This is a genomic window from Arthrobacter rhamnosi (assembly GCF_054510855.1).
The window spans coordinates 239095-262835 of the sequence record NZ_JBTNDT010000003.1 but is presented as its reverse complement, the minus strand read 5'-3'; the positions used below and the strand labels follow the sequence as shown (position 1 = coordinate 262835).

At 68.9% G+C, this 23741-nt stretch carries 23 protein-coding genes; 15 read left to right on the top strand and 8 right to left on the bottom strand.

What is annotated here, in order from left to right; all coding sequences use genetic code 11:
* The first annotated feature begins 42 nt into the window (after positions 1–42).
* The 5 genes from ACX80I_RS07890 to pdxS all read left to right on the top strand — a co-directional run bounded on the left by ACX80I_RS07890 (position 43) and on the right by pdxS (position 3706).
* Complete coding sequence (locus tag ACX80I_RS07890; protein ID WP_459344564.1) at positions 43–213, top strand: hypothetical protein; 171 nt, start codon at positions 43–45, stop codon at positions 211–213.
* 384 nt (positions 214–597) lie between these two features.
* Positions 598–789, top strand: a complete 192-nt coding sequence (locus ACX80I_RS07885; protein ID WP_459344563.1) for a hypothetical protein — start codon at positions 598–600, stop codon at positions 787–789.
* Between the two features lie 386 nt (positions 790–1175).
* A complete protein-coding gene (locus ACX80I_RS07880) occupies positions 1176–1874 on the top strand; it encodes a DNA/RNA non-specific endonuclease (RefSeq protein WP_459344562.1) in 699 nt (232 codons plus the stop codon).
* A complete protein-coding gene (locus tag ACX80I_RS07875; protein ID WP_459344561.1) occupies positions 1871–2647 on the top strand; it encodes an SDR family oxidoreductase in 777 nt (258 codons plus the stop codon). The genes ACX80I_RS07880 and ACX80I_RS07875 overlap by 4 nt, the downstream gene beginning before the upstream one ends.
* Positions 2648–2791: 144 nt before the next feature.
* Positions 2792–3706: a pyridoxal 5'-phosphate synthase lyase subunit PdxS gene (gene pdxS, locus ACX80I_RS07870; protein WP_087073377.1), complete on the top strand. Its 915-nt coding sequence runs from the start codon at positions 2792–2794 to the stop codon at positions 3704–3706.
* 70 nt (positions 3707–3776) lie between these two features.
* Here the strand turns inward: pdxS and ACX80I_RS07865 are convergent, their stop codons facing one another.
* From ACX80I_RS07865 to ACX80I_RS07855, 3 genes are all read right to left on the bottom strand, one after another.
* The gene (locus tag ACX80I_RS07865; protein WP_459344560.1) at positions 3777–4586 is read right to left on the bottom strand and encodes a MerR family transcriptional regulator; all 810 of its coding nucleotides are present in this window, start codon (positions 4584–4586) and stop codon (positions 3777–3779) included.
* A gap of 130 nt (positions 4587–4716) precedes the next feature.
* Entirely contained in the window at positions 4717–5433 is a 717-nt protein-coding gene (locus ACX80I_RS07860; RefSeq protein WP_459344559.1) for a GNAT family N-acetyltransferase, read from the bottom strand.
* A 25-nt stretch (positions 5434–5458) separates the two neighbouring features.
* Positions 5459–7468: a M3 family metallopeptidase gene (locus tag ACX80I_RS07855; protein WP_459344558.1), complete on the bottom strand. Its 2010-nt coding sequence runs from the start codon at positions 7466–7468 to the stop codon at positions 5459–5461.
* A gap of 145 nt (positions 7469–7613) precedes the next feature.
* Here ACX80I_RS07855 and ACX80I_RS07850 point away from each other — a divergent pair, with 145 nt between their 5' ends.
* A complete protein-coding gene (locus ACX80I_RS07850) occupies positions 7614–7994 on the top strand; it encodes a VOC family protein (RefSeq protein WP_459344557.1) in 381 nt (126 codons plus the stop codon).
* A 253-nt stretch (positions 7995–8247) separates the two neighbouring features.
* On the opposite strand, the gene ACX80I_RS07845 is transcribed toward ACX80I_RS07850, so the two are convergent.
* The 3 genes from ACX80I_RS07845 to ACX80I_RS07835 form a co-directional block, all read right to left on the bottom strand.
* Positions 8248–8646, bottom strand: coding sequence for a RidA family protein (locus tag ACX80I_RS07845; protein WP_459344556.1), 399 nt, complete (start codon positions 8644–8646; stop codon positions 8248–8250).
* 66 nt (positions 8647–8712) lie between these two features.
* Positions 8713–9483 (bottom strand): type 1 glutamine amidotransferase, encoded by a 771-nt coding sequence (locus tag ACX80I_RS07840; RefSeq protein WP_459344555.1) that lies wholly within the window; start codon positions 9481–9483, stop codon positions 8713–8715.
* On the bottom strand, positions 9483–10754 hold the full coding sequence (locus tag ACX80I_RS07835; protein ID WP_459344554.1) for a Mur ligase family protein: 1272 nt from the start codon (positions 10752–10754) through the stop codon (positions 9483–9485). Before ACX80I_RS07835 ends, ACX80I_RS07840 begins: the two co-directional genes overlap by 1 nt.
* A gap of 112 nt (positions 10755–10866) precedes the next feature.
* On the opposite strand from ACX80I_RS07835, the gene pdxT reads away from it, so the two are divergent.
* The 9 genes from pdxT to ACX80I_RS07790 all read left to right on the top strand — a co-directional run bounded on the left by pdxT (position 10867) and on the right by ACX80I_RS07790 (position 20959).
* A complete protein-coding gene (gene pdxT, locus ACX80I_RS07830) occupies positions 10867–11700 on the top strand; it encodes a pyridoxal 5'-phosphate synthase glutaminase subunit PdxT (protein ID WP_459344553.1) in 834 nt (277 codons plus the stop codon).
* 2 nt (positions 11701–11702) lie between these two features.
* Entirely contained in the window at positions 11703–12461 is a 759-nt protein-coding gene (locus ACX80I_RS07825) for a YebC/PmpR family DNA-binding transcriptional regulator (protein WP_459344552.1), read from the top strand.
* A gap of 36 nt (positions 12462–12497) precedes the next feature.
* A complete protein-coding gene (gene ruvC, locus ACX80I_RS07820; RefSeq protein WP_459344551.1) occupies positions 12498–13067 on the top strand; it encodes a crossover junction endodeoxyribonuclease RuvC in 570 nt (189 codons plus the stop codon).
* 123 nt (positions 13068–13190) lie between these two features.
* Entirely contained in the window at positions 13191–13820 is a 630-nt protein-coding gene (gene ruvA / locus ACX80I_RS07815) for a Holliday junction branch migration protein RuvA (protein WP_087073363.1), read from the top strand.
* Complete coding sequence (ruvB, locus tag ACX80I_RS07810; protein WP_459344550.1) at positions 13817–14932, top strand: Holliday junction branch migration DNA helicase RuvB; 1116 nt, start codon at positions 13817–13819, stop codon at positions 14930–14932. Before ruvA ends, ruvB begins: the two co-directional genes overlap by 4 nt.
* A 100-nt stretch (positions 14933–15032) precedes the next feature.
* The gene (yajC, locus tag ACX80I_RS07805; RefSeq protein ID WP_459344549.1) at positions 15033–15593 is read left to right on the top strand and encodes a preprotein translocase subunit YajC; all 561 of its coding nucleotides are present in this window, start codon (positions 15033–15035) and stop codon (positions 15591–15593) included.
* An 84-nt stretch (positions 15594–15677) separates the two neighbouring features.
* On the top strand, positions 15678–17417 hold the full coding sequence (gene secD, locus ACX80I_RS07800; protein WP_459344548.1) for a protein translocase subunit SecD: 1740 nt from the start codon (positions 15678–15680) through the stop codon (positions 17415–17417).
* Entirely contained in the window at positions 17414–18430 is a 1017-nt protein-coding gene (secF, locus tag ACX80I_RS07795; RefSeq protein WP_459344547.1) for a protein translocase subunit SecF, read from the top strand. Before secD ends, secF begins: the two co-directional genes overlap by 4 nt.
* A gap of 102 nt (positions 18431–18532) precedes the next feature.
* Complete coding sequence (locus ACX80I_RS07790; RefSeq protein ID WP_459344546.1) at positions 18533–20959, top strand: RelA/SpoT family protein; 2427 nt, start codon at positions 18533–18535, stop codon at positions 20957–20959.
* Here ACX80I_RS07790 and ACX80I_RS07785 read toward each other — a convergent pair.
* Complete coding sequence (locus tag ACX80I_RS07785) at positions 20926–21615, bottom strand: hypothetical protein (RefSeq protein ID WP_459344545.1); 690 nt, start codon at positions 21613–21615, stop codon at positions 20926–20928. The two genes, ACX80I_RS07790 and ACX80I_RS07785, sit on opposite strands and share 34 nt — an antisense overlap.
* 96 nt (positions 21616–21711) lie before the next feature.
* Positions 21712–23355, bottom strand: a complete 1644-nt coding sequence (locus ACX80I_RS07780) for a DUF349 domain-containing protein (protein ID WP_459344747.1) — start codon at positions 23353–23355, stop codon at positions 21712–21714.
* Positions 23356–23741 lie beyond the last annotated feature (386 nt).

The window sequence follows — 23741 nt, the reverse complement described above, 5'->3', positions numbered from 1 at the left end:
ATCGGTATACGCTGTGGATGTTGCCGACCGAAGGAATCCCCCGTGCCTCCCCACAACGAGCACTTCTCTCAGGAGCACATTCCCGGCCCGGATGAGCCGACCGTCCCAGAGCTCGAGGTTAACGAGACCATCGCGCCGCGTCCGGAGGAAGAGATCGCCGACGTCCTGCGGGCGAAACCAGACGTCGAAGACCACAGGCAGCATCCCGAGTGACGACACTCGGCATCGGGTGCGAAAGTGACCCGTGTTGAGGGGTCGCGTCCCTTCAGTGATGTTCCGACCTGGCACGGGCGCTCCCAGCGGCACGGACTTAGCCTCGATCCACCCTTGACGGGTTGGGTCTGCGCCGAGTCACCCATACGTCGTCGGCAACGGATCGGGAGGAGGCCACCGCCCTGCGGATCCATGCCGTCGTCTCCGCGATGCGGACTACGCCCACTGCCCGTAAGACGGTCCTTCTGCGGCTTCTTCAACGCTAACGTGCGAGGGTCTAGACCTGATGCAACGCGGGTCTGCTACGCAAGCTCGCACAAGATGTCTTAGCGCAAGAGGCTTGCGCCCACGTCGAATCTCTAGGGTGGTGAGTAAGATCGGCGAATGACTAGCGCCGAGAACGTGCCGCTGACCTACCCGGAATTCACTGATGAGGGCGATCGGAATCCGGTCCGTCTTCCACTGACTGAAGCTTCCGAGCAGTGGGAGGTCGACACGGTTCAAGCTGTGGAGTCCATGGAGCCGGAGGAGCCATGGAGCCTGGGCAAGCCCACGTCTGAGCTGGACGAAAAGTAGCCGCTGCTCTCCCGTTGTCCATCGATAAGGGTGCCGACGACACGTCTACACGTACTTGGCATACATCCTGCCCGTCAGGCGCGTTACTAATGCGCCTGTCCTAAGGGAGGCCCGTGTGGGTGCCGGCTCTGTCATGATGCTCTTAGCCCTAGCTGCCTCATCGTGGACGGCACGTCATGGGGCGTTCCCAAGCAAATGTGCTGCTGGAGGCCATTACCATCGGTGAGGACCGGCAGCGCGGGCTCGCTACCGGACTGGCCCCGGTTAAGGCCGGTGTGGTGGTCCTCCTGTTGACTGGTGGTTTCGTGATTTTCGCGGCCGGTCTCATGTCGCTCTAGGCTCAGGCCGTTCATTCACATGTCACCTGCCGCTGGTAGCTTCACCGGATGGACTCCACCCTGCCCACACCTCAGACCGCGAACACTGCCACGGCTGGAAGCCTCGCCGATCGCGAGGAATTCGATGAGCAGTTTCTCGGTGTTCCGGTGCCCATCCCGACCCTTGCCGGCGTCGAGACGGTTCTGCTCCCGTACACGCACTTCTCGGTCCTGATGCGCTTGGACAAGTGCCTAGCCGCCATCACAGCGCTCGAGATCGAGGGTGCCAAGCTCATAGACATCAGCCGCTCAGGCATCCAATGGCGGCTGGATCCGCGGCTCGACGAGGACCTGCGGACGGGGGAGCGGGTCTATGCGCGTAATGACATCGACCGCGGGCACCTCGTCCGCCGAGCGTCAGCGGTATGGGGCGACACCCGGGCCGAGGCAGCGACTGCGAACAAGGACACCTTCCATTACACGAACGCCGCTCCGCAGGCCGCGAAGTTCAACCAGGGCCTCGATCTCTGGCTGGGCCTTGAGTCGTACCTGCTGGAGAACGCCGCCGACAACGGCCGGCGCTTGATCGTGTTCACCGCGGATGAGAGCAGCCGGCTGGCGATCGCCACCAGTCGTGGCCGGGCGTTCTCGAAGCGCCGAGCGAGAATTTCCGGATCGGTCATGTCACATCCTCGTGGTGGAAATCGTCACCCTACCGGCGAGACACACAGCCTCGCCGGACTTATTGACCAGGGAGTCGGACCATGAATACACCCATCCTCGTGACCGGAGGCACCGGCACCATCGGCAGTCGGGTTGTCCCGATCCTGCGGACCGCCGGCCTGAACGTGCGCATCCTCAGCCGCCACCCGCGCCCCGGCGGGCTCGGCATCGAACACGTCGGAGGCGACGCGATCGCCGGTGTCGGCCTCCGACCGGCGCTGGAAGGAGTGCACACGGTGCTGCATCTCGCCGGCGGCGCCAAGGGTGACGACGTGGCGGCGCGCCATCTGGCGGATGCGGCACGGTCGGCCGGGACACGTCACCTCATCCTGATCTCGGTCGTGGGCGCGGACAGGATGCCGATCGGGTACTTCCGTGCGAAGGCGTCGTCCGAGCGGACCATCGCGGAGTCCGGCATTCCGTGGACGGTGGTGCGCGTCGCACAACTGCACGGTTTCGTCCTCCCCGTGGTGAAGGGTCTCGCCCGCATGCCGCTCACCCCGGCACCGGGTGGCCTGCGCTTCGAGCCGGTGCACGTCGACGAGGTTGCCGCCCGCCTGGCCGAGCTCGCCCTCGCGGAACCAGCCGGCCGTGTGGCCGATATCGTCGGACCGGACGTACTCGACATCGTCCAACTGCTCGCCGCTTACTCGGACTTCTTCGGCGACCGTCACCCGAAGCTGCCCATCCGCATACCCGGAGCGATCGGCCGCGCCTACCGGACCGGCGCGAATCTCGCCGGCCCGGGGGCGCAGCGCGGAGTGCGCAGCTGGGTAGAATTCCTCGCCGAACAGGGTGCGGCAGCGCGACCAGCGTGATCGGGGAGAACCGGCGCAGAAGATTCCGGAAACAGCGCGCCTTCGGGGTGCCGCTGCCGCGGGCAGGACGACGGCGCCGCCTGAGCGTCCGCTCCAGCGGCGTATCATGAAGGGTCAGCTTTTTTCTACCTTTAGGGGCAAGTCGTGTCCACCGTTGAAGACAATTCGGCAACCACAGCACAGACCGGTGGCAACCGGGTCAAGCGTGGAATGGCCGAGATGCTCAAGGGCGGCGTCATCATGGATGTCGTCACCGCCGAGCAGGCCCGCATCGCCGAGGACGCCGGTGCGGTAGCAGTCATGGCGCTCGAGCGGGTTCCCGCGGACATCCGCGCCCAGGGCGGCGTATCCCGCATGAGCGATCCCGACATGATCGACAGCATCATCGAGGCCGTGTCCATCCCGGTGATGGCGAAGGCGCGCATCGGGCACTTCGTGGAGGCCCAGGTCCTGCAGTCCCTCGGTGTCGACTACATCGACGAGTCCGAGGTCCTCACGCCCGCGGACTTCACCAACCACATCGACAAGTGGAAGTTCACGGTTCCCTTCGTCTGCGGTGCGACCAACCTGGGGGAGGCGCTGCGCCGCATCAACGAGGGCGCCGCGATGATCCGCTCCAAGGGCGAGGCCGGCACCGGGGACGTCTCGAACGCCACGATGCACATGCGCAAGATCCGCTCCGAGCTCAACCGCCTGTCCTCCATGGCCGAGGACGAGCTGTACGTGGCGGCGAAGGAACTGCAGGCACCCTACGAGCTCGTCAAGGAGGTCGCCTCCGCGGGCCGCCTTCCCGTGGTCCTGTTCACCGCCGGCGGTATCGCGACCCCCGCGGACGCGGCCATGATGATGCAGCTCGGCGCGGACGGCGTGTTCGTCGGCTCGGGCATCTTCAAGTCCGGCAACCCGGCCGAGCGCGCCCACGCGATCGTCCAGGCGACCACGTTCCACGACGATCCCGACATGATCGCCAAGGTCTCCCGCGGCCTGGGCGAGGCCATGGTCGGCATCAACGTGGACGAGATCCCGCAGCCGCACCGCCTCGCAGAGCGCGGCTGGTAACAGCCACGCGAGCGTCGGAAGGACCGCAGCCACCCGGCTGCGGTCCTTCCTTTTTGCCGCTCCCCGGGTGCTATCTGGTGAAGGGGACGGCGACGTCGCACACCTCCGCCTCGGGGTGCGCGGCGTCGAACGGGGCGAAGTAGATCTCCCGCGGGGGGAGCGACGGCGTCAGCCCCTCGCGCGCCAACCACGCGTACACCGCGTCGTAGGCCTGCAGGATCTGCGGATACCGCACCTGCGCCTGGGTGATGCGGGTGAAGGCCTCCTCGCCGGCGGGCTCGACGAGGAGCTCGGCGGTTCGGCCGACGTCGTCCGGCGTGACGTCCTCCCGGACCGGGATCCCGTTCTCCACGACCCCGTCCGTCTCGTCGTTGACGGGGCTCCGGTAGATGGTCGTCAGGGGTCCTGCCCACCCGCCGAGCCGCTCGGCCACCGGCATGAGTCGGGCGCACGACGACTGGATGAAGTCCGGGATCTCATCCGGACTCACCCGTCGCTTCTCCGTCACATAGGTCCTGGCATCGCAGGCCCGCGTCTTCACATTCATGAGCTGATCCTTCCCCTGGGCGAGTTGCGACATCACGTAGGACGCGAGGTGCCGCTGTGCGAGCACGGTCGCTTCGACGCCGGCCCAGTACGCGGCGACGAGGTCCGCGCGTTCGCCGTCGTCCGCCGCCAGGACACGGGCAACCGTGTCGAGGGGCATGTCGAGTCCGCGGAGCAGGATGATCAGGCGCGCATCGGCGACCTGTTCGTCGGCGTAGTACCTGTAGCCGTTCCGCGCGTCGACGTGCGCGGGCGAAAGCAACCCGCTCTCGGCATACAGGCGCAGGGCCTTACTGCTCAGGCGCGTCCTGCGACTGAAGGTTCCACTGCTCATTCGCGGCACTGCTACCTCCTGGATGCCTGCGTGGCGGTGGTGCCACGTTCCGACCTTCCGCCCGGCCCCAGGGGCAGGGTCAAGGGATCCGATCCTGGTGCCCGGTCGCACCGTCCCCGACGTGGCCCGATCAGAGCTGCAGGGAGTAGGTCCTGCCGCGCCCCAGCAGCGTGAACCCGCGGCGGGCGAAGAACGGGTACCCCTCGGGCGTGGCATGGACGCAGAGGTCCACGACCCCCGCGTCGCCCGCCGCACGCGCCGTCGCGCTCAGCAGTGCCGTGCCCAGCCCGCGCCGCTGGTGGTCGGGGAGGACCTCGAGGTGGTGGATCCCGCCGAGCTGCCGGAGGCCGGCCACCCCGTGAGGGTAGAAGGAGTACGCGGCACCCGTGACGGCGCCTCCCCGCTCGTCCCTCGTCACCGCATGCCAGGCCTGCGTCGGCTGGGAGCGGGCGACGCGCAGTTCCTGCTCCAGTGGCCCCGAGTAGTCGGACACCTCGGTGGTGAGGACGGCGGCGTCGTCGGCCGACCGCACCACGGCCGCGACGGGCGCCGCCATCCACCAGGGCTGCCAGCTCGGGCTGAACCCGAGGGGGCCGAGCTCTGCGGCGTCGACTGCGCCGTTCAGCCAGACGCGGACGGTCGAGGCGCGCAGCCGCACGCCCTCGGCCAGCGCGGGTTTCACGGCCTGCGCGCGGACGGCGTCGGGGAACATCATCATCAGCTCGCGTCGCGCGGGCAGCCAGATCCACGTGGTGCCGTGCGTCGAGAAGGTCTTCCCGCCCGTCGCCGAGGCCAGCGCGGTGAACCAGGCCGCGTGCAGCCGCTGGCTCTGGGCGATGGTCACCATGCGGGTGCGCCACCCGCGACGCCGCTCATGCCAGGCCGCGGCGGACGAGCAGGGGATGCAGGTCCGCGTCCCGTCCGCGGAACGTGCGGAAAGCCTGCAGCGGGTCGATGCTGTTGCCCCTCGACAGTAGTTCACGACGGAAGTGGTCGCCGTTCCCGCGCGTCAGGCCGCCGGAGGACTTGAACCATTCGACGGTGTCCGCATCAAGCATCTCGCTCCAGATGTACGCGTAGTAGGAGGCCGCGTACCCGCCGGCGAAGATGTGCTTGAAGTAGGACGTGCGGTACCTCGGAGGCACGGGGGCGAAATCGACCCCGGCGTCGGCGAGCGCCGCGGCCTCGAAGGCGAGGGGGTCCTCGACAACGGTGCCGGAGGGGATCGAGTGCCAGGCTAGGTCCAGCAGCGTCGCCCCGAGGTAGGCGGTGGTCTCGAAGCCCTCGCCCCACGTTCCTGCCGCGTGGATGCGGTCGATCACGTCCTGGGGGAGAGCCTCGCCGGTCTCGTGGTGCCGTGCGTAGTTGGCGACGATCTCCGGCCAGAGGATCCACATCTCGTTGACCTGCGACGGGTACTCGACGAAGTCTCGGGGGACGGACGTCCCCGCGAATAGCGGATACGTGACATCGGAGAAGAGCCCGTGCAGGGCATGCCCGAACTCGTGGAACGCGGTCACCACCTCGTCGTACGAGAGCAGCGTCGGCTCGCCGGCTCCGGGCCTCGAGATATTGAGGTTGTTGATGACGACGGCGCGCGTCCCGTCGAGACGCGACTGGTCCACGAAGGAGTTCATCCACGCTCCGCCGCTCTTCGTGTCGCGGGTGTAGTAGTCGCCGAGGAACAGGCCGAGTCCCGAGCCGTCCTCGTTGAAGACCTCCCACACGCGCACGTCGGGGTGGTAGCCCACCAGGTCCGGACGCTCGGTGAAGGTCAGCCCGTACAGCCGGTTGGCGGCGTAGAACACGCCGTCGTTGATCACGCGTTCGAGCTCGAAGTAGGGGCGCAGCGCGTCCAGGTCGACGTCGAACCTCGCCTTCCGGACCTTCCCCGCGTAGTAGGCCCAGTCCCAGGGTTCGATCGGGTGGCCTGCCTCGGCCTCCAGCTCGGCGGCTTCGGCCCGCGCATTGCGCACGGCCGGAGCAGCGAGCTCCCGCATCCGGTCCAGGATCGCCTCCAGCGACGGCGCCGTCTGGTTGTCCGTGGCGGCCGCGGCGTGCGTGTCGAAACCGAGGAGGGCGGCGCGCTCCGCGCGGAGGGTGGCCATGCGCGTGGCGATGGCGAGGGTGCCGGCGTCGTTGCCGCGCGCGCCGCGCTGGACGGACGCCTCGTGGAGCCGGCGCCGGACATCGCGCCTGGTGAGCGACTCCAGGGCCGGCTGCGCGGTCGGCAGGATGAGCGTCAGGAGGTACTTGCCGTCGTGGCCGGCCTCCGCGGCTGCCGACGCGGCGGCGGAGATGGCATCGGCGGACAGGCCGTCGAGCTCGTCGGCGGAGTCGAGCAGGAGCGCCGAATCGTTCGTGTCCTTCAGCAGCTTTTGCGAGAACTCGGTGCTGAGCGCCGACAGCTGGGAGTTGAGTCCGCGGAGCGTGGCCTGGGCGGCGTCGTCGAGCTCGGCTCCTGCCCGCACGAAGCTGCGGACGTACTCCTCGACCAGGCGCGCGGACTCCTCGTCGAGCCCGTCGACCGGCAACTTCCGGAGGCGCTCGAACAGCGCGCGGTTGAGCTTGATGTTGTCCTCGTGCTCGGCGATGCGCGGGGCGACCTGCTGCTCGAGTTCCTGGATCGCCTTCGTCGCGTGGCTGGAGGAGTTGCTGAAGAACACACGCGAGACCCTGTCGAGGGTCCTGCCGGCACGTTCGAGCGCGACGAGCGTGTTCTCGAACGTGGGGGCCTCGTCGGAGTCCGTGATCCGGTCGATCTCGGCCAGGTGCTCGGCGAAACCGGCATCGAAAGCCGGCAGGTAGTGCTCGTCCCGGATGGCGGAGAAGGGTGGCAGCTGGTAGTCCAGGGTGCTGGGCTCGAGGAAAGGGTTGCTCATGGGAACCAACTTTTGCACGATGTCCTCCCTTGATGCACTACCCCGTCGGGTTCGGGCGGCCGGGCGCGTCCGACGACGGTGCCACGACGGCTCCGCGAGGGCGCGGATCCTTGACAGCGTCCGGCTCCACCGGAAGCCTTGCCGGATGGCACTCACAGCGGTCAAAGTGGTCTCCGTCCCCGTCTCGGACCAGGATCGGGCGCGCGATTTCTATGTGCGGTCGCTGGGATTCGTCGTGCTGTCCGACACGCTCATGGGGCCCGAGATGCGGTGGGTGATGGTGGCCCCCGCCGGATCGCAGACGGCGCTGACCCTGGTCACCTGGTTCCCCTCGATGCCGGCAGGATCGCTGAAGGGGCTCGTCCTCGAGACCGACGACCTGGACGGCGATTCCTCGCGCCTGGCGGCTGCGGGTGTGGCGGTCTCCGCCCTGCAGGAGGCGCCCTGGGGGCGCTTCGTGCAGTTCGACGACCCGGACGGCAACGGCATCGTGCTGCAGGAATCGGCGCCCATGGACGGCCGCTGACGGCACTTCCGCCCATCAAGGAGGGCCGGCAGGACACGGGCACCGGGTGACCCGGGGCGTGCAGCAGGCGATCTGGCGACGACCCGGGGCGGTCCGGAGGCTATCTGCCGGCGTGCAGCAGGCAATCCGGCAGTTGATCCGGGCCGGTCCGGAAGCTATCTGCGGGCGTGCAGCAGGCGATCCGGCAGGCGATCCGGCAGGCGATCCGGCAGTTGAATTGGCAGTTGATCCGGCAGCGAGAGGGCGGGCCCCGTCAGGGCATGACGGCGGCGACGGCACTGATTTCGACGAGGGCGCCCGGAACGCCCAGCCCGGCGACCAGGGCTGCTGTCACGAGTGCCGGTTCATCCGATGCGAGGTCCGACGCGATCGCTCTGTACCCGGCCGCAAGGTCGGCTCCGTCGACGAACAGCACCGTCCACTGCACGACGTCGCCGAGGGTCGCACCAGCGGCGGCGAGCGCGGTTGTCACGTTCTCCAGCGCGTGCACGGCCTGGACCGCAACGTCCCCTTCACCCTGGAGTGAGCCGTCAGCGGCGACGGAGTTCTGGCCGCCCACGTAGATCGTGGTCGCGCCGGCCGGCACGATCGCGACGTGGCTGAAAGCCGGACTGCGGACGAGTCCCTCAGGGCGCAGGCGTCGAACGGACATGGTCCACGATGACACAGACCGTTGCCGCACACCATGGAGCAGGCGACGCGCAACGCGGTGTCCCGCCTACCGAGGCCTTGCGGCCGCGTGCTCCCGGGCCAGGTACGCGAGGGAGTCGTCCACGCCGTCGTCCTCGAACGCGCCGAACTTCCGTTCCGCCGCGGTGCGCAGCAGGAAATCGGCGATGGCAGGGTTCTTGGGCAGCAGGGAGCCGTGGAGGTAGCTCCCCACGATGTTCCTGTAGCGGGCGCCCTCGTGGTGCTCCTCCGCGTTGTTCCCCGCGCCCTTGAGGACGGTCGCGAGGGGCCTGAGCCCGTCGCCGAGGAAGGTCTGGCCGCTGTGGTTCTCGTAGCCGTGGATGTCACCGAACTCGTCGCTCCGGGCGACGACGTTCCCGATCAGCCTCTCGGCGCCACCCCGCGTCTCCAGGTCGAGGACCCCGATGCCGGGGATGACCGTGCCGTCCTGGGTACGGAAGAAGTTGCCGAAGAGCTGGTAGAGCCCGCAGATGAGGAGCATGGGGGTGCCGTCCTCGGCGAGCCTACGCAGGGTGGGGGCGATGGCCTGGAGGTCGTCCTGGATCACCACCTGCCCGCTGTCCTGGCCGCCGCCGCCGACGATCAGGTCGACGTCGTCCGGGAATGCGTCCCCCGCGTTGTGCTCGAGGATCTCGGCGCCGTAACCGCGCCACGCGAGGCGCTGCTTGAGGACCAGGACGTTCCCGTAGTCGCCGTAGATGTTCATCTCCCGCGGATACAGCTGCAGGATGCGCAGGGACCCCTTGGACGGGTCGGCGGGTGCCTTCGTCAGGGCTCCGGCGGATGGGGCGTCGCTCATCAGGAAACCACCTCGACCTTCGTGATCTTGGAGAGCTCGCGGCGCACCGCGAGCATGGCAGTGTAGGTGCAGAAGATCCGCTTGGGCCGTCCGTCGGATCCGCGGATGAACTGCCGGAGCGCCTCGGCGATGTCGGGTTCGACGGCGCCCACGCGGACGTCGTCGTACTTCAGCCTCAGTGCCATGTCGTAGGCGCGGACGCCGCTGACCACGTCCACACCGCCGAGGCCGAGGGAATCGAAGTCGACGTCCCACAGCCAGGACATGTCGCGTCCGTCCGCATAGTTGTCGTTGATGGCGATCATCGTCGCGCAGCCCGCAGGGTCGAAGGACTTCAGGCCCAGCCGGAATCCGCTCGGATTCTTCACGAGGACCAGTTCGAGGGCCTGGCCGTCGACGACGAGGCTCTCGCCGCGGCCGAACGCCGGTTCCACAGCGGCCAGCGAGGAGAACAGCCTGCCGTTGTCCGCGGTCCCGCCGAGGACGGCGCGGGCGGCCGCCAGGGCCGCCGCCGCGTTGAAGATGTTGTAGACGCCGCGCAGGCGGAGATCGGTGCGCGTGGTCGTGCCCTCCACCTCGAACTCCGCCGAGTTGCCGTCGACCGATCGCAGGACGACGTCGGCCGGCAGGGCGGAGGCAGGAGCGGTGCCCGCGGCGCCGCGCAGTTCGTCGTCGTTCGGGAACGTGCTGCGGAGGGACGCATCGAGGCCGAAGTAGACGACGTCGGCCGCCGTGACGGACGACGCCAGGCCCGCGACGCGGGGGTCCTCGCGGTTGAGGACCACCGTGCCCGTGGTGGCCAGCGCGATCCGCTCGAGCAGGCGGGTCGTGGCATCGATCTCGCCGAACCGGTCGAGCTGGTCGCGCAGGACGTTCAGGAGGAGCGAGTACCGCGGTGGCACGAGCTTCACGAAGTGCACGGCGTGCGCCTCGTCGAGTTCGAGCACGGCGACGTCGGCCTTCAGGCGTCCGCGCCAGTCGACCTCGCCCAGCAGTGCAGCGGCGACGCCGCGCGTGAAATTACTGCCCGTGCGGTTCGTGAAGACGCTCAGGCCCTGACCCTCGAGCAGTTCCACGACCATCTTGGTGGTCGTCGTCTTGCCGTTCGTCCCGCTCACGACGACGACGCCGTAGGGGAGGTTCGAGAGCGCGCGTCCCATGAAGCCGGGGTCGAGGCGCTCGACCACCAGACCGGGGAACGCGGAGCCGCCGCCGCGCAGGCGGGAGGCGATGCGCACGGCCTTGCCGACGAGGACTGGAAGGGGATTCATGCCTACAAATTATCGCAGGCACGCCGGTCTTTCCGGGACGCGGACGGGAGGCGCTGCTCACGCCCGCCCGCACGGCGCCGGGAACCCGGGCAGGGCGACCTAGAATTGAGGGATGACTTCCCCGTCCTTCTCGGCCCCTCTACCCACGTCCGCGTCCGGTGCCGCCTCCTCCTCCGACGGTGAGGCCGGCGGGGCTACCAGAGCCCCTGGAGCCGCCGGTGCGTCGACATCGCAGCGCCGTGACGTCGTCGTCGGCGTGCTCGCCGTGCAGGGCGACGTACGCGAACACGTCGCCACCGTCGAGTCCCTCGGCGGGCGGGCCGTTCCCGTCCGCCGCCCATCGGAACTCGCGGCGATCGACGGCTTGATCATCCCCGGCGGCGAGTCGACCACGATCGACAAGCTGACCCGTACCTTCGGCCTGGCAGAGCCGCTGCGCGAACTCATCGCGGGCGGGCTGCCGGTGTACGGCTCCTGCGCCGGCATGATCCTGCTCTCCGACGTCATCGCGGATCCGTCCACGGACAGGCTCGGCAATCCGCAGCAGACGCTCGGCGGCCTCGACATGGTGGTGCGGCGCAACGCCTTCGGACGCCAGCGTGAGTCCTTCGAGGCGGACCTGGACTTCCGGGGACTTGCCGCCACCGGCAGCGTCGCGGGCGAGGACCCTGTGCGGGCCGTCTTCATCCGTGCGCCATGGGTGGAGAAGGTGGGCGACGGCGTGCAGGTGCTGGCACAGGTGCCTGCCGTGGAGACACCGCAGGCGGGCCCTCCGGTGGCTGGAGAAGCGGCTGGAGAGCACGGAGCGGAGGCCGACTTGGCGCCGGTCGCTAGAATTGTGGCAGTGCGTTCAGGGAACCTGCTGGCCACGAGTTTCCACCCGGAAGTGACGGGTGAGCGGCGGGTCCACGAATTGTTTATTCGGATGATCAGAGGAGAAGCGTAAGCATGTCGGGGCACTCTAAGTGGGCAACAACCAAGCACAAGAAGGCCGCGATCGACGCCAAGCGGGCGAAGTCCTTCGCGAAGCTGATCAAGAACATCGAGGTCGCAGCGCGCGCCGGAGGTGCCGACATCGCCGGTAACCCCGGGCTGGAACTGGCCGTCTCGAAGGCGAAGAAGACCTCCGTCCCCATCGACAACATCAACCGCGCCGTGAAGCGCGGGGCGGGCCTGCTCGGCGAGGCCGTCGACTACCAGACGATCATGTACGAGGCACGAGGCCCCCAGGGTTCGGCCCTGCTGATCGAGTGCCTGACGGACAACAAGAACCGTGCCGCGTCCGAGGTGCGCGTCGGCATCACGCGCAACGGCGGAAGCATCGCCGATCCCGGGTCGGTGTCGTACCTGTTCGCCCGCAAGGGCGTCGTCACCCTGGCCAAGAACGGCCTCACCGAGGACGAGCTGCTCATGGCCGTGCTCGACGCGGGCGCGGACGAGGTCAAGGAGTCCGACGACAGCTTCGAGATCATCTCGGAGCCGCAGGACGTCCGCGCCGTCGTCGGCGCGCTCGAGGAGGCCGGGATCGAGTACGAGACCGACGAGATCGAGTTCGTGCCGTCCATGCAGGTGGACCTGGACGCCGACGGCGGCCGGAAGTTCCTCAAGCTGGTGGACGCGCTGGAGGAGCTCGACGACGTCCAGAACGTCTACTCCAACGCCAACCTCTCGGACGACGTGCTGGCCGAGCTCGAGAACGACGACTGACATCGCACCGCTCGGCAGCGCAGGGAGGGTAGCGCCGTGACCTACCGGGTCATGGGCGTGGACCCCGGCCTGACACGCTGCGGACTCGCGGTCGTCGACATCGAGCCGAACCGGCGCTCGACGCTCGTCGCGGTGGGCGTGATCGGCACGGAGGCCGGCAGGAGCCTCGACGAGCGGCTCCTGGTCATCTCGGACGCCGTCGACCTGTGGCTGGACCTGCACGAACCGCAGGCCCTCGCCGTCGAGCGCGTGTTCAGCGGAACCAACATCAGTACCGTGATGGGGACCGCGCAGGCGTCCGGCGTCGTCATCGTCGCCGCGGCCCGGCGCGGCATCCCGGTGGCCCTCCACACACCCACCGAGGTGAAGGCCGCCGTCACGGGCAACGGCCAGGCGGACAAGGTGGCGGTCACGAAGATGGTGACGAAGATCCTCCGGCTCGAGACCGCGCCTCGGCCCGCCGACGCCGCCGATGCCCTGGCGCTCGCGATCACCCATGCCTGGCGCAGGGGAGTAGGGCTTCAGGGCGCTGCTGCAGCCGGAGGCAGCGTGACTCCCGCACAGCGCATCTGGGCCGAGGCGGAGGCGCGGGCGCGACGACGCTAGCGCCCTTCCCGGTGTGGCTCCTCGCGTCCTGGCCGGGACGCCGGTACCGTTATCCATTAGAACGTATGTTCGACGCGGGCCCCGGCCCGCCGTCCCCGTCCCGCAAGTGCCTTGGAGCTCTTCATGATCAGTTCCCTGCGCGGAACAGTGACCCACGTGGGCCTGCACTCCGCCGTCATCGACGTCAACGGCTTCGGCATGCAGGTGCAGGCCACGCCGCAGACCCTCGCCGGGCTGCGCGTGGGCGAGCAGTCCACCATCGCCACCGCGATGATCGTCCGCGAGGACTCGATGACGCTCTTCGGTTTCGAGGACGCGGACCAGCGTGAGGTCTTCGAGACCCTCCTGGCCGTCAGCGGTGTCGGACCCCGTCTCGCCCTTGCCGTGCTGGCGGTCCACGCGCCGGACGCCATCCGGGTCGCCGCCTCCTCCGGCGACGACAAGGCCTTCAGCAAGGTGCCCGGCATCGGACCCAAGGGTGCACGCCGCATCGTGCTCGAACTCGCCGGGAAGCTGGTTCCCCTCGAGTCGGCACCGGGCGTACCGAAGCAGACCTGGCAGGGCCAGGTGCTCACCGCCATGATGGGCCTCGGCTGGTCCGAGAGGGATGCCGGGGCGGCCATCGACGCAGCCGTCGCCGACGCGCCCGAGGTCGCCGCGACGGGTGATGTGGGCCAGATCCTGAAGCTCACGCTGCGCCGCCTCGGGCAGGACGGCGCGCGAAGCTCTGCGCGGGCGAAGGTCGGGTCATGACGGACCCGCATCCCCAGGACGCGCCGCTCGTCGCGCCGGCCGCCGATCCCGAGGACCGGGCCATCGAGGCCGCACTGCGGCCGAAGAACCTCGACGACTTCGTGGGGCAGAAGCGCGTGCGTCGGCAGCTGTCGCTCGTCCTCGAAGCCTCGCGACTGCGCGGACGCAGCGCCGACCACGTCCTCCTGTCGGGACCTCCCGGCCTCGGTAAGACGACGCTCGCCATGATCATCGCCGCGGAGATGAACGCACCGCTGCGCATCTCCTCCGGTCCCGCGATCCAGCACGCCGGCGACCTCGCCGCGATCCTCTCGTCCCTGACCGACGGTGAGGTGCTCTTCCTCGACGAGATCCACCGCATGTCGCGGCCGGCCGAGGAGATGCTCTACATGGCGATGGAGGATTTCCGGGTGGACATCATCGTCGGCAAGGGGCCCGGTGCCACGGCCATCCCGCTGGAACTGCCGCCCTTCACACTCGTGGGCGCCACCACGCGCGCGGGACTGCTGCCCGGCCCGCTCCGGGACCGCTTCGGCTTCACCGGCCACCTCGAGTTCTACTCGACCGAGGAACTCGAGCTCGTGCTCCGGCGGTCGGCGATGCTCATGGACATGAAGGTGAATTCGGCGGCCTTCGCCGAGATCGCCGGCCGCTCGAGGGGCACCCCCCGTATCGCCAACCGCCTGCTGCGGCGGGTCCGGGACTGGGCGCTCGTGCACGGCATCGACCTGATCGATGCGCGGTCCGCAAGCGCGGCGCTCGACATGTACGAAGTGGATGCGCGGGGACTCGACCGGCTGGACCGCTCCGTCCTCACCGCCCTCATCACCAAGTTCAACGGGGGTCCCGTGGGTCTCTCGACGCTGGCGATCGCCGTGGGGGAGGAGCCCGAGACGGTCGAGACCGTCGCCGAGCCCTACCTGGTGCGGGAGGGCATGCTCGGGCGGACGCCGCGCGGGAGGATCGCTACGGCGGCCGCGTGGAGACACCTGGGCCTCGAGATGCCCCAGAACGTCGCCGCAGCCATGCCGGAGGACCTGTTCTCGGTGGCGCCCGAGGACCTGCTCGGCAGCGAATCGGCCCTTGACAGCTGGGCACGGCCGGACTCCTGACGGGGGATCGCCCAGCTTTCCCCTTTACACTGGTGTCTTCGAATGTGTGCCGGGGCACAGTCCTGCCGCCCACTCCCAGTCCCAGGAACGGAAATTCCCAGTGTTCGCACATGTAGTTGCCCAGACCGCCTCCGGAGATGCTCCTCCCTTCGACATCTTCTCCCTCCTCCTGCCGCTGGCGCTGGCCTTCCTGATTTTCACCATGTTCCGGCGCCAGCGGAAGGCGCAGAAGCAGGTGAAGGAGATGCGGACGAGCATGGAACCGGGCACGGAGGTCATGACGCAGTTCGGGCTCTTCGGCACGATCGTGTCGATCGACCAGGAGAACAACAAGGCGGTCCTCGAACTGTCGCCCGGCAACTTCGCCACCGTGCACACCCAGGCCCTGTCCAAGGTCGTCGAGCAGGAGCGCGTGGATGACACCCGCGTCGACGACACCCGCGACGACGCCCTTCCGGGGACGCCGGTCGCGGGGGACACGTCTTCGATCGACGCCGTCGACCGCACCCCCTCCGCCGGGTCCACCGCCGCCGGAACCGCGGGTACCACCTCGGGCGTCGAGACGCCGGAGGAGACCCTCGAGCGGCTGAACAGGCAGTCCGCGCAGGAAAGCCGCGACGCGCGGGATCCCCGCGACCCCAAAGCGACCCCGGACCACTAGCATTCCCAAGGCGTCGGTCCTCGCACCGCGCCTGTCAGAATCACCGCGGCCACGCGCCGCGCCACGAAATAAGGACACCCCACCATGCCTCGTACCGGTCCCGGGACGGCAGCCAAGCGGACACTAGTCTGGCTGGGCGCATTGACAGCACTGCTCGCAATCCTGCTGGGAGCGGGTTCCTACTGGAGCACCGCGAGCTGGAGCCCCCGGCTGGCCCTCGACCTCGAGGGTGGGACGCAGATGATCCTCGCCCCCCGCGTCCAGGGCGGCAGCGAGATCACTCCCGAACAGCTCGACCAGGCGGTGGAGATCATCCGCCAGCGCGTGGACGGCTCCGGCGTCGCCGAAGCCGAGATCAACACGCAGTCCGGGCAGAACGTCATCGTGTCCCTCCCCGGGACACCGGACCCCGAGACCCGTGACCTGATCCAGGCATCGGCGCAGATGGAGTTCCGGCCCGTGCTCGCGGGTGGCCCTGGACAGGCGGCACCGGCGGAGACTCCGACGCCCGACGACCAGCTCCCCAAGCCGGCTGCGGAGCCGAAGGACGCCAGTGACCCGAACTGGATCACGCCCGAGCTCTACAAGCAGTTCGAGGCCCTGGACTGCCTCGACCCGGCGGCCCTCGAGCCTGCCGAGGAGCCGGCCCCGGCCGACCAGCCCATGGTCGCGTGCGAACCCGACACGCAGGGCAAGTACATCCTCGGGCCCGTCGAGGTCCCGGGCACGGACATCTCCACCGCGAGCTACGGGCTGCAGCGCAGCCCGCAGGGCCAGGCGCTCAACACCTGGGCCGTCAATATCGACTTCAACGACGAGGGCACCAAGACCTTCCGCGAGGTGACCGAGCGCCTCTACGCGATCGGTACCGGTGATCCGCGGAACCAGTTCGCCATCGTGCTGGACGGCCGGATCGTCTCGGCGCCGACCACCAACGCGGTCATCGCGGACGGCAACCCCCAGATCAGCGGAAACTTCACGGAGGAATCCGCCGCGGCCCTGTCCGAGCAGCTCAAGTACGGCGCCCTGCCCATCAGCTTCGAGATCCAGAGCGAACAGCAGATCTCCGCGACCCTGGGAGCGGACCAGCTCCGGCTCGGCCTCGTCGCCGGGCTCATCGGGCTCCTGCTGGTCGCGTTGTACTCGATGTTCCAGTACCGCCTGCTCGGCCTCGTGACCATCGCCTCGCTCGTCGTCGCGGGTGTCCTGACCTACCTCGCGATCTGCATCCTCGGCTGGACCGAGAACTACCGGCTGTCGCTGGCCGGCGTGGCGGGCCTCATCGTCGCCATCGGCCAGACGGCGGACTCGTTCATCGTCTACTTCGAACGCATCCGTGACGAGCTGCGTGACGGCCGCGGCCTCATCTCCGCCGTCGAGAACGGCTGGCGCCGTGCCAAACGCACCGTGCTCGCATCGAAGGCAGTGAACCTGCTGGCGGCGCTCGTGCTCTACTTCGTCGCCGTCGGCAACGTCCGCGGCTTCGCCTTCACGCTCGGCCTCACGGCGATCGCCGACCTCGTGGTCGTCTTCCTCTTCACCCACCCGGTCCTCCGGCTGCTAGCGAGGACGAAGTTCTTCGGCGAAGGCCACCCGTGGTCCGGCCTCGATCCGAGCCGCCTGGGTGGCATCCCGCTCTACCGCGGCGCCGGCCGCCTGCGCGAGCCCAGCGCCGAGAAGCCCGTCGTCATCGCCCGGGCCAAGAACAAGGGTGCCTCGGCGGAAGCCGAACGGCGCATGACCATCGCCGAGCGCCGCCGCGCGGAGCAGCAGAAGGCCCTCGCGGGCCGCACCGGTTCTTCCCAGAAAGAGAACAACGAATGAGCCGCACGAGCTTCGCCACCTTCGGCAACGAGCTGTACTCGGGGAAGCGCTCCTACCCCTTCGTCGCCAAGCGGAACCTCTGGTTCCTCATCGCCGGCCTCGCCATCCTCGTCTCGATCATCATCCCGGTGCTCAAGGGCGGCTTCAACCTCGGGATCGACTTCCGGGGCGGGTCCGAGTTCACCGTCTCCGCGACGGACAACACGGACACCGCCATCGGCGAAGCGGTCGTGACCGACGTCGTCCCCGACGCCGTCCCGCGGGTCACCAACATCGCGGCGGACACCATGCGCGTCCAGACCGAGCGCCTGACGGACGACGAGACGCTCAGCGTCCGCGACAACCTCATCAGCGGCTACGGCGTGGGCGAGGACCAGGTGACCTCGAGCTTCGTCGGCCCGACGTGGGGCGAGGACGTCAGCCGCCAGGCCCTGATCGGCTTCGGTGTGTTCGTCCTGCTCGCCGCGATCCTGATGGCCATCTACTTCCGCACCTGGAAGATGGCCCTCGCCGCGATGGCCGCGCTCGTGGTGGTGATGGTCGTGACCGCCGGGCTGTACTCGCTCAGCAACTTCGAGGTGACGCCCTCGGCGATCATCGGCTTCCTGACGATCCTCAGCTACGCCCTGTACGACACGGTCGTGGTGTTCGACAAGATCCGGGAGAACACGGCGGACGGGGCCACCTCGACGCGGCGCACGTTCGCCGAGCAGGTCAACCTCGCGGTGAACCAGACACTCGTGCGGTCGATCAACACCTCGGTAGTGGCGATCCTGCCCGTGGCCTCCATCCTGTTCATCGGCTCGTTCCTGCTGGGCGCGGGCACGCTGCAGGACCTCTCCCTGGCCCTGTTCATCGGCATCATCCTCGGCACGCTGGGCACGATCTTCATCGCGGCGCCGCTGTACGCGGCCCTGCGGCTCAACGAGCCGGACCTGAAGAAGCAGGAGAAGAAGGTCCTGGACCGCCGTGCGCTCGAGGCAGTGTCTCCGGGGGCGCACCCGGCGCGGTAGCACAGCGTGCACCGGATCAGCCCCGGCTAGACTTGGAGAGGTCGCGTTACCTGTGGCATCTTGAATCCTTCCGGGATTCTGGATCGAGATTGAGGGACTTGAATGGCTGAAGCGGTGAATCCCGCAGTGCGGCCCGATGACGGGGGTACTGCGGCGCCAGGATCGCCTGGTCCGATCGCCACGGAGGGCCCGCGTCCGGGTCCGTCCCGTGGGCTCGTCCAGCCGGACCCGCCGGCGGTAGCGCCGGGATCGGCCCCGTCCGCGGCAAGTGCCGATCAGGTGGCGCCCGGACGGCGCGGGCGCACGCGGGCGCGCATCGCCCGGCTGACCGGGCGGGGCTCCTCCGGCTATTCGCCGGTCCTGGAACCGCTCCTGCGGACGGTGCGCGCGAACAACCCGAAGGAAGACCTCGACCTCATTCAGCGCGCGTACCTCGTCGCCGAACGCAGCCACGAGGGCCAGACGCGCAAGAGCGGCGACCCGTACATCACCCACCCGGTGGCCGTGGCCACGATCCTCGCCGAACTGGGCATGACCGGCACCACGCTCGCCGCGGCACTCCTGCACGACACCGTCGAGGACACGTCCTACACGCTCGAGGAGCTCAAGCGCGACTTCGGCCCCGAGGTCGCCATGCTGGTCGACGGCGTCACCAAGCTCGACAAGGTGTCCTTCGGCGACGCCGCCCAGGCCGAGACCGTCCGCAAGATGGTCGTCGCCATGGCCAAGGACATCCGCGTCCTCGTCATCAAGCTGGCCGACCGCCTGCACAACGCCCGCACCTGGCGCTTCGTCTCGCCTGCCTCCTCGGCCAAGAAAGCGCGGGAGACTCTCGAGATCTTCGCCCCGCTCGCGCACCGCCTGGGCATGAACACCATCAAGTGGGAGCTGGAGGACCTGTCCTTCGCGGCACTCCACCCGAAGGTGTACGAGGAGATCGTCCGGATGGTGGGGGACCGGACGCCGGAGCGCGAGAAGCACCTCAGCCTCGTACGCAACCAGATCGAGGAAGACCTGCGCGCCGTGAAGATCAAGGCGACGATCACGGGCCGGCCGAAGCACTACTACTCCATCTACCAGAAGATGATCGTGCGGGGTAAGGACTTCGACGACATCCATGACCTCATGGGAGTCCGCGTCCTGGTGGACAGCGTGCGCGACTGCTACGCCACCCTCGGCTCGCTGCATTCGCGGTGGAACCCCCTGCCCGGGCGGTTCAAGGACTACATCGCCATGCCGAAATTCAACATGTACCAGTCGCTGCACACCACGGTGATCGGCCCGGGCGGCAAGCCCGTAGAGATCCAGATCCGGACGCACGACATGCACCGCCGCGCCGAGTACGGCGTCGCGGCCCACTGGAAGTACAAGAACGGCAGCAGGCAGCTCGAGGCCTCCGACAACGGGGACATGGGCTGGCTGCGGAGCCTCGTGGACTGGCAGCAGGAGACCTCGGACCCGGACGAATTCCTCGACTCGCTGCGGTTCGAGATCAATGCGCGCGAGGTCTTCGTCTTCACGCCCAAGGGCGAGGTGATGGCGCTGCCTGCCGGGTCGACGCCGGTCGACTTCGCGTACGCCGTGCACACCGAGGTCGGCCACAGGACCATCGGCGCCAGGGTCAACGGCAAGCTCGTGCCGCTCAACAGCGAGCTCAACCACGGCGACTGGGTGGAGATCTTCACCTCGAAGGCCGAGGGCGCGGGTCCGAGCCAGGACTGGCAGGGCTTCGTCAAGAGCCCGCGGGCCAGGAACAAGATCCGCCAGTGGTTCACGAAGGAGCGCCGAGAGGAGGCGATCGACAAGGGCAAGGAGCTGCTGACGCGCGCGATGCGCAAGCAGAACCTCCCGCTGCAGCGCATGATGACGCACAGCGCCCTGTTGACCGTGGCCCAGGAACTCCGCCACCAGGACATCTCCGCCCTCTATGCTGCCGTCGGCGACGGCCATACGTCGGCGCAGAACGTCATCGAGCACCTCGTGGCGCTGATGGGCGGCCACGAGGGCGCCGAGGAGAACATCGCCGAGACGGCGGTGGCCACGCAGCCGCGCCGGCCCAAGTTCTCGGACTCCGGCGTCACGGTCCGCGGCGTCGGCGACGTCTGGGTGAAGCTCGCCCGCTGCTGCACCCCGGTGCCGCCGGACCCGATCATCGGTTTCGTCACGAGGGGTTCCGGCGTCTCGGTGCACCGCAGCGACTGCCGCAACGTGCAGGAACTGCGCGACCAGCCGGACCGCATCGTTCCCGTTGACTGGGCGCCGACGCAGTCGAGTGTGTTCCTCGTGGAGATCCAGGTGGAGGCTTTGGACCGCAAGAGCCTCCTCTCGGACGTCACGAGCGTGCTCGCCGAGAACCACGTGAACATCCTGGCCGCCAACGTGAACACGTCGTCGGACCGGGTCGCGATGTCACGGTTCGCGTTCGAGATGGGTGACCCGAAGTACCTCAACCACATCCTGAGCGCCGTACGCCGCATCGACGGCGTCTTCGACGTCTACCGGACCACGGGCTCCCAGCGCCGACCCTGACGCGCGCCCGGTTCCGTCCTGCCGACCCCCGGATGCTGGGCGGCACGCAGCCTCGCCAGGGCACGCGTCTTGCCCGGCACCCGTGGCGTCGCGAGCAGTGCCGCCTCCACGAGCCGCAACGGGCAGTCGAGGTCCCGCGCCCTGCCGATGGCGCTGAGGATCCGGACGGCATCGCAGTCCTCCCCGTGGACGGCGATGTCCACCGCCGTACGCAGCGGGGTCGTCACGGACACACCTCCGACCCTGTTGACGTCGAAGGGGCCGAGCGCCACCTGGTGCAGGACCGCGGGCGTGAAGGGCGGCAGGGCCGTGGTGCGGCGGCGGTGGTCCGACACGAGGCTGATCAGCGCCGGCGGGGGTGCGCACCCGTAGATCCAGGCGGCGCACGTTCGTCCCAGCGCCACCCGCGGGCGGAGGGAGCGAGGTATGCAGCGCGCTGCTGCCTGGGACCGCGTGGCCGGGTCCTCACGGAAGTCGCTGCGGAGGTAGGAGTCTCCGATGACGAGGCGCACGAGTCCTTCCAGCCTCATGGCCTGCAACTCGGCCGAGGTGAAGATGTCACCGGCGTGGAAGAGGGCACCTCCCGTGGAGGTTACGGGATTGCCGTCCGCGCCCCGGAGACGTTCGGGCGGTGCAGCGCTGTCCAGGGGAGGCATTGCTCCAGCATCCCACCGCGTCGCGCACGCAAAAGCCCTCCGGCACCGATGTGGACAACGGTGACGGAGGGCCTTGGAACCGGCGCGGGCCGGGTGCTAGGAGAAGTCCTGGGCCGACTTCTGCAGCATCTCGAGCCACTGCTCGCGTGCCGCCAGCGCCTCCCGGGCGGATGCGATCTTCTTCGCGTTCCCTGCCCGTTCGGCGTCTGTGAGGTCTTCCTTGAGCTGGGCGATCGTCGCCTCGAGCTGGCTCAGCGCGCTGTTGGTGCGGGCCTTCGTCTCGGGGTTCGTCTTCTTCCAGTGGTCGTCGTCGGCGGCCTTCACGGCATCCTCGACCTGCCGGAGGCCGGCGTCGATGCGTCCCATGTCGGCGCGCGGCACCTTGCCCGCCTCGTCCCAGCGGTCGCGGATGGACTGCAGGGCCTTCTTCGCAGCAGCGAGGTCGCGGATCGGCAGGATCTGCTGGGCCTCCCTGAGCAGGGCTTCCTTCACCGTGAGGTTGCCGGCGTATTCCTCGTCGACAGCTTCATTGGCGGACTTGCGGGCCTCGAAGAAGCGGTCCTGGGCTGCCCGGAAGCGGGCCCAGAGGGCGTCGTCGTCCTTGCGGCTGGCGCGCTTCGACGCCTTCCACTCGTCCATGAGGTGCCGGTACTCGGCTGCCGTCTGCCCCCAGTCGGTGGAGCTGGAGAGCTGCTCCGCCCGCTTGATGAGCGCTTCCTTGGCCTGCTTCGCCTCGGCGTTGTCGCTGTCCAGCTGCGAGAAGTAGGCGCGCCGGTGCCGGTCGAAGACGGTGCGTGCGGACCGGAAACGCTTCCACAGCGCGTCCTCGGTGCCGCGGCCGAGCCTCGGTCCGTTCTTCTGCGCCGCCTTCCACAGCTCGAACAGTTCGTTCATGCGGGTGCTGCTGGCCTTCCACTGCACGGTGGACGGATCCCGGCCCGCCAGTTCCTCGGCCTCGGCGACGATCGCCTCACGGGCCGCGAGTTCCTTGGCCTTCAGCTCGTCCTGTACTGCGCGTTCCGCCTTCTCGAGGCCGCTGATGTCGCCGAGCAGGGCATCGATCCGCGCCTCGAGGGCGACGACGTCGCCGACCATCTTCCGTTCGCCGACCTGGGCACGCAGGTGCTTGGCCGTCTTCGCCATGTCCGACGATGGCGCCTTGGCCTGCACGCGCTGCTCGAGCAGGGCCACCTGGCTGACGACGTCGTCGTACTTGCGCACGAAGTAGGCGAGGGCCTCCTCGCGGCTCGCATCCGGGTACTGTCCCACCGGGTGCTCGGCGCCGTCGACCAGCAGGAAGACGTGCCCGTCGTCCTCGACGCGGGCGAACCGGGCGGCCTCCTCGAGGGAGGTGCTGTGCGCCAGGGGTGCGGCGACCGGCTGGGCGGCCTTCTTCAGCGGTCGGGGCACCATCGCCGTGGGCAGCGGCGGGCGGGGAGCGGCGAGACGGGGCGACGGCGTGGTCAGTGGTGCGGGCTCGGGGGCCAGGGGGACCGACGCCTCGGGGGCATCCCCTGGTGCGTCTGCACCGGTTGCTGCGTCTGCATCGGGCACTTCGCCTGCGCCGGCCGGGGCAACCGGCTGTTCCGCCGGCTCGGCCGGAGCTTCCGGAGCAGGGGAGTGCGCGCTGGCACCGACGCCGGAGGCGCCGACATCGGTCGGCGCCGAGGCCTCGGCCTCGGCCGTACCGGCTGCGTCTGCCGCGGCAGCGTCGGCTTCCTCCGAGGGGCCGGACGTCACCGGCTCCGTCCCGTCCTGCGGGGAAGCGGCTGCGGTCACGTCGCCCGTGTCGGCGCTCGTGTCGGCACCTGTGCCCGTGCCTGCGGACGCGTCTGCGGACGTGGGGTCGCCGGCGCCGTCGCCTGCCACCGTGTCCTGCTGTGCGTCCTGGCCGATGGTCGTTTCGTCGGATTGCTGACTATGTGTCACCGCTAGAAGTCTTTCGCTCGTCGGATGGCCGTGAGCAACGCCGGGGCCATTTCATGCAGGGTCTGGGAGTCTGCCCTGAGGTTACTTTACCCACTGGGTCGGAATCCGGGTTCCGGGGCGGAGGCGCCCTTCCTGCTGGACGTGCAGGGAACAGCCGCGCCTCCGCTGCTCCCGGCCGCCCGCGCTGACCGTTTTCC

Excerpts from the sequence above, each read along its gene's own strand:
- ACX80I_RS07865 (WP_459344560.1), bottom strand. The coding sequence starts at position 4,586 with ATGAGCAGTGGAACCTTCAGTCGCAGGACGCGCCTGAGCAGTAAGGCC.
- ruvB (WP_459344550.1), top strand. The coding sequence starts at position 13,817 with ATGACGGACCCGCATCCCCAGGACGCGCCGCTCGTCGCGCCGGCCGCC.
- ACX80I_RS07825 (WP_459344552.1), top strand. The coding sequence starts at position 11,703 with ATGTCGGGGCACTCTAAGTGGGCAACAACCAAGCACAAGAAGGCCGCG.
- ACX80I_RS07790 (WP_459344546.1), top strand. The coding sequence starts at position 18,533 with ATGGCTGAAGCGGTGAATCCCGCAGTGCGGCCCGATGACGGGGGTACT.
- secD (WP_459344548.1), top strand. The coding sequence starts at position 15,678 with ATGCCTCGTACCGGTCCCGGGACGGCAGCCAAGCGGACACTAGTCTGG.
- ACX80I_RS07845 (WP_459344556.1), bottom strand. The coding sequence starts at position 8,646 with ATGTCCGTTCGACGCCTGCGCCCTGAGGGACTCGTCCGCAGTCCGGCT.
- ACX80I_RS07840 (WP_459344555.1), bottom strand. The coding sequence starts at position 9,483 with ATGAGCGACGCCCCATCCGCCGGAGCCCTGACGAAGGCACCCGCCGAC.
- ACX80I_RS07855 (WP_459344558.1), bottom strand. The coding sequence starts at position 7,468 with ATGAGCAACCCTTTCCTCGAGCCCAGCACCCTGGACTACCAGCTGCCA.
- ACX80I_RS07880 (WP_459344562.1), top strand. The coding sequence starts at position 1,176 with ATGGACTCCACCCTGCCCACACCTCAGACCGCGAACACTGCCACGGCT.
- ACX80I_RS07860 (WP_459344559.1), bottom strand. The coding sequence starts at position 5,433 with ATGGTGACCATCGCCCAGAGCCAGCGGCTGCACGCGGCCTGGTTCACC.
- secF (WP_459344547.1), top strand. The coding sequence starts at position 17,414 with ATGAGCCGCACGAGCTTCGCCACCTTCGGCAACGAGCTGTACTCGGGG.
- ruvA (WP_087073363.1), top strand. The coding sequence starts at position 13,191 with ATGATCAGTTCCCTGCGCGGAACAGTGACCCACGTGGGCCTGCACTCC.
- ACX80I_RS07785 (WP_459344545.1), bottom strand. The coding sequence starts at position 21,615 with ATGCCTCCCCTGGACAGCGCTGCACCGCCCGAACGTCTCCGGGGCGCG.
- ACX80I_RS07835 (WP_459344554.1), bottom strand. The coding sequence starts at position 10,754 with ATGAATCCCCTTCCAGTCCTCGTCGGCAAGGCCGTGCGCATCGCCTCC.
- pdxT (WP_459344553.1), top strand. The coding sequence starts at position 10,867 with ATGACTTCCCCGTCCTTCTCGGCCCCTCTACCCACGTCCGCGTCCGGT.
- ACX80I_RS07875 (WP_459344561.1), top strand. The coding sequence starts at position 1,871 with ATGAATACACCCATCCTCGTGACCGGAGGCACCGGCACCATCGGCAGT.
- ACX80I_RS07885 (WP_459344563.1), top strand. The coding sequence starts at position 598 with ATGACTAGCGCCGAGAACGTGCCGCTGACCTACCCGGAATTCACTGAT.
- ACX80I_RS07850 (WP_459344557.1), top strand. The coding sequence starts at position 7,614 with ATGGCACTCACAGCGGTCAAAGTGGTCTCCGTCCCCGTCTCGGACCAG.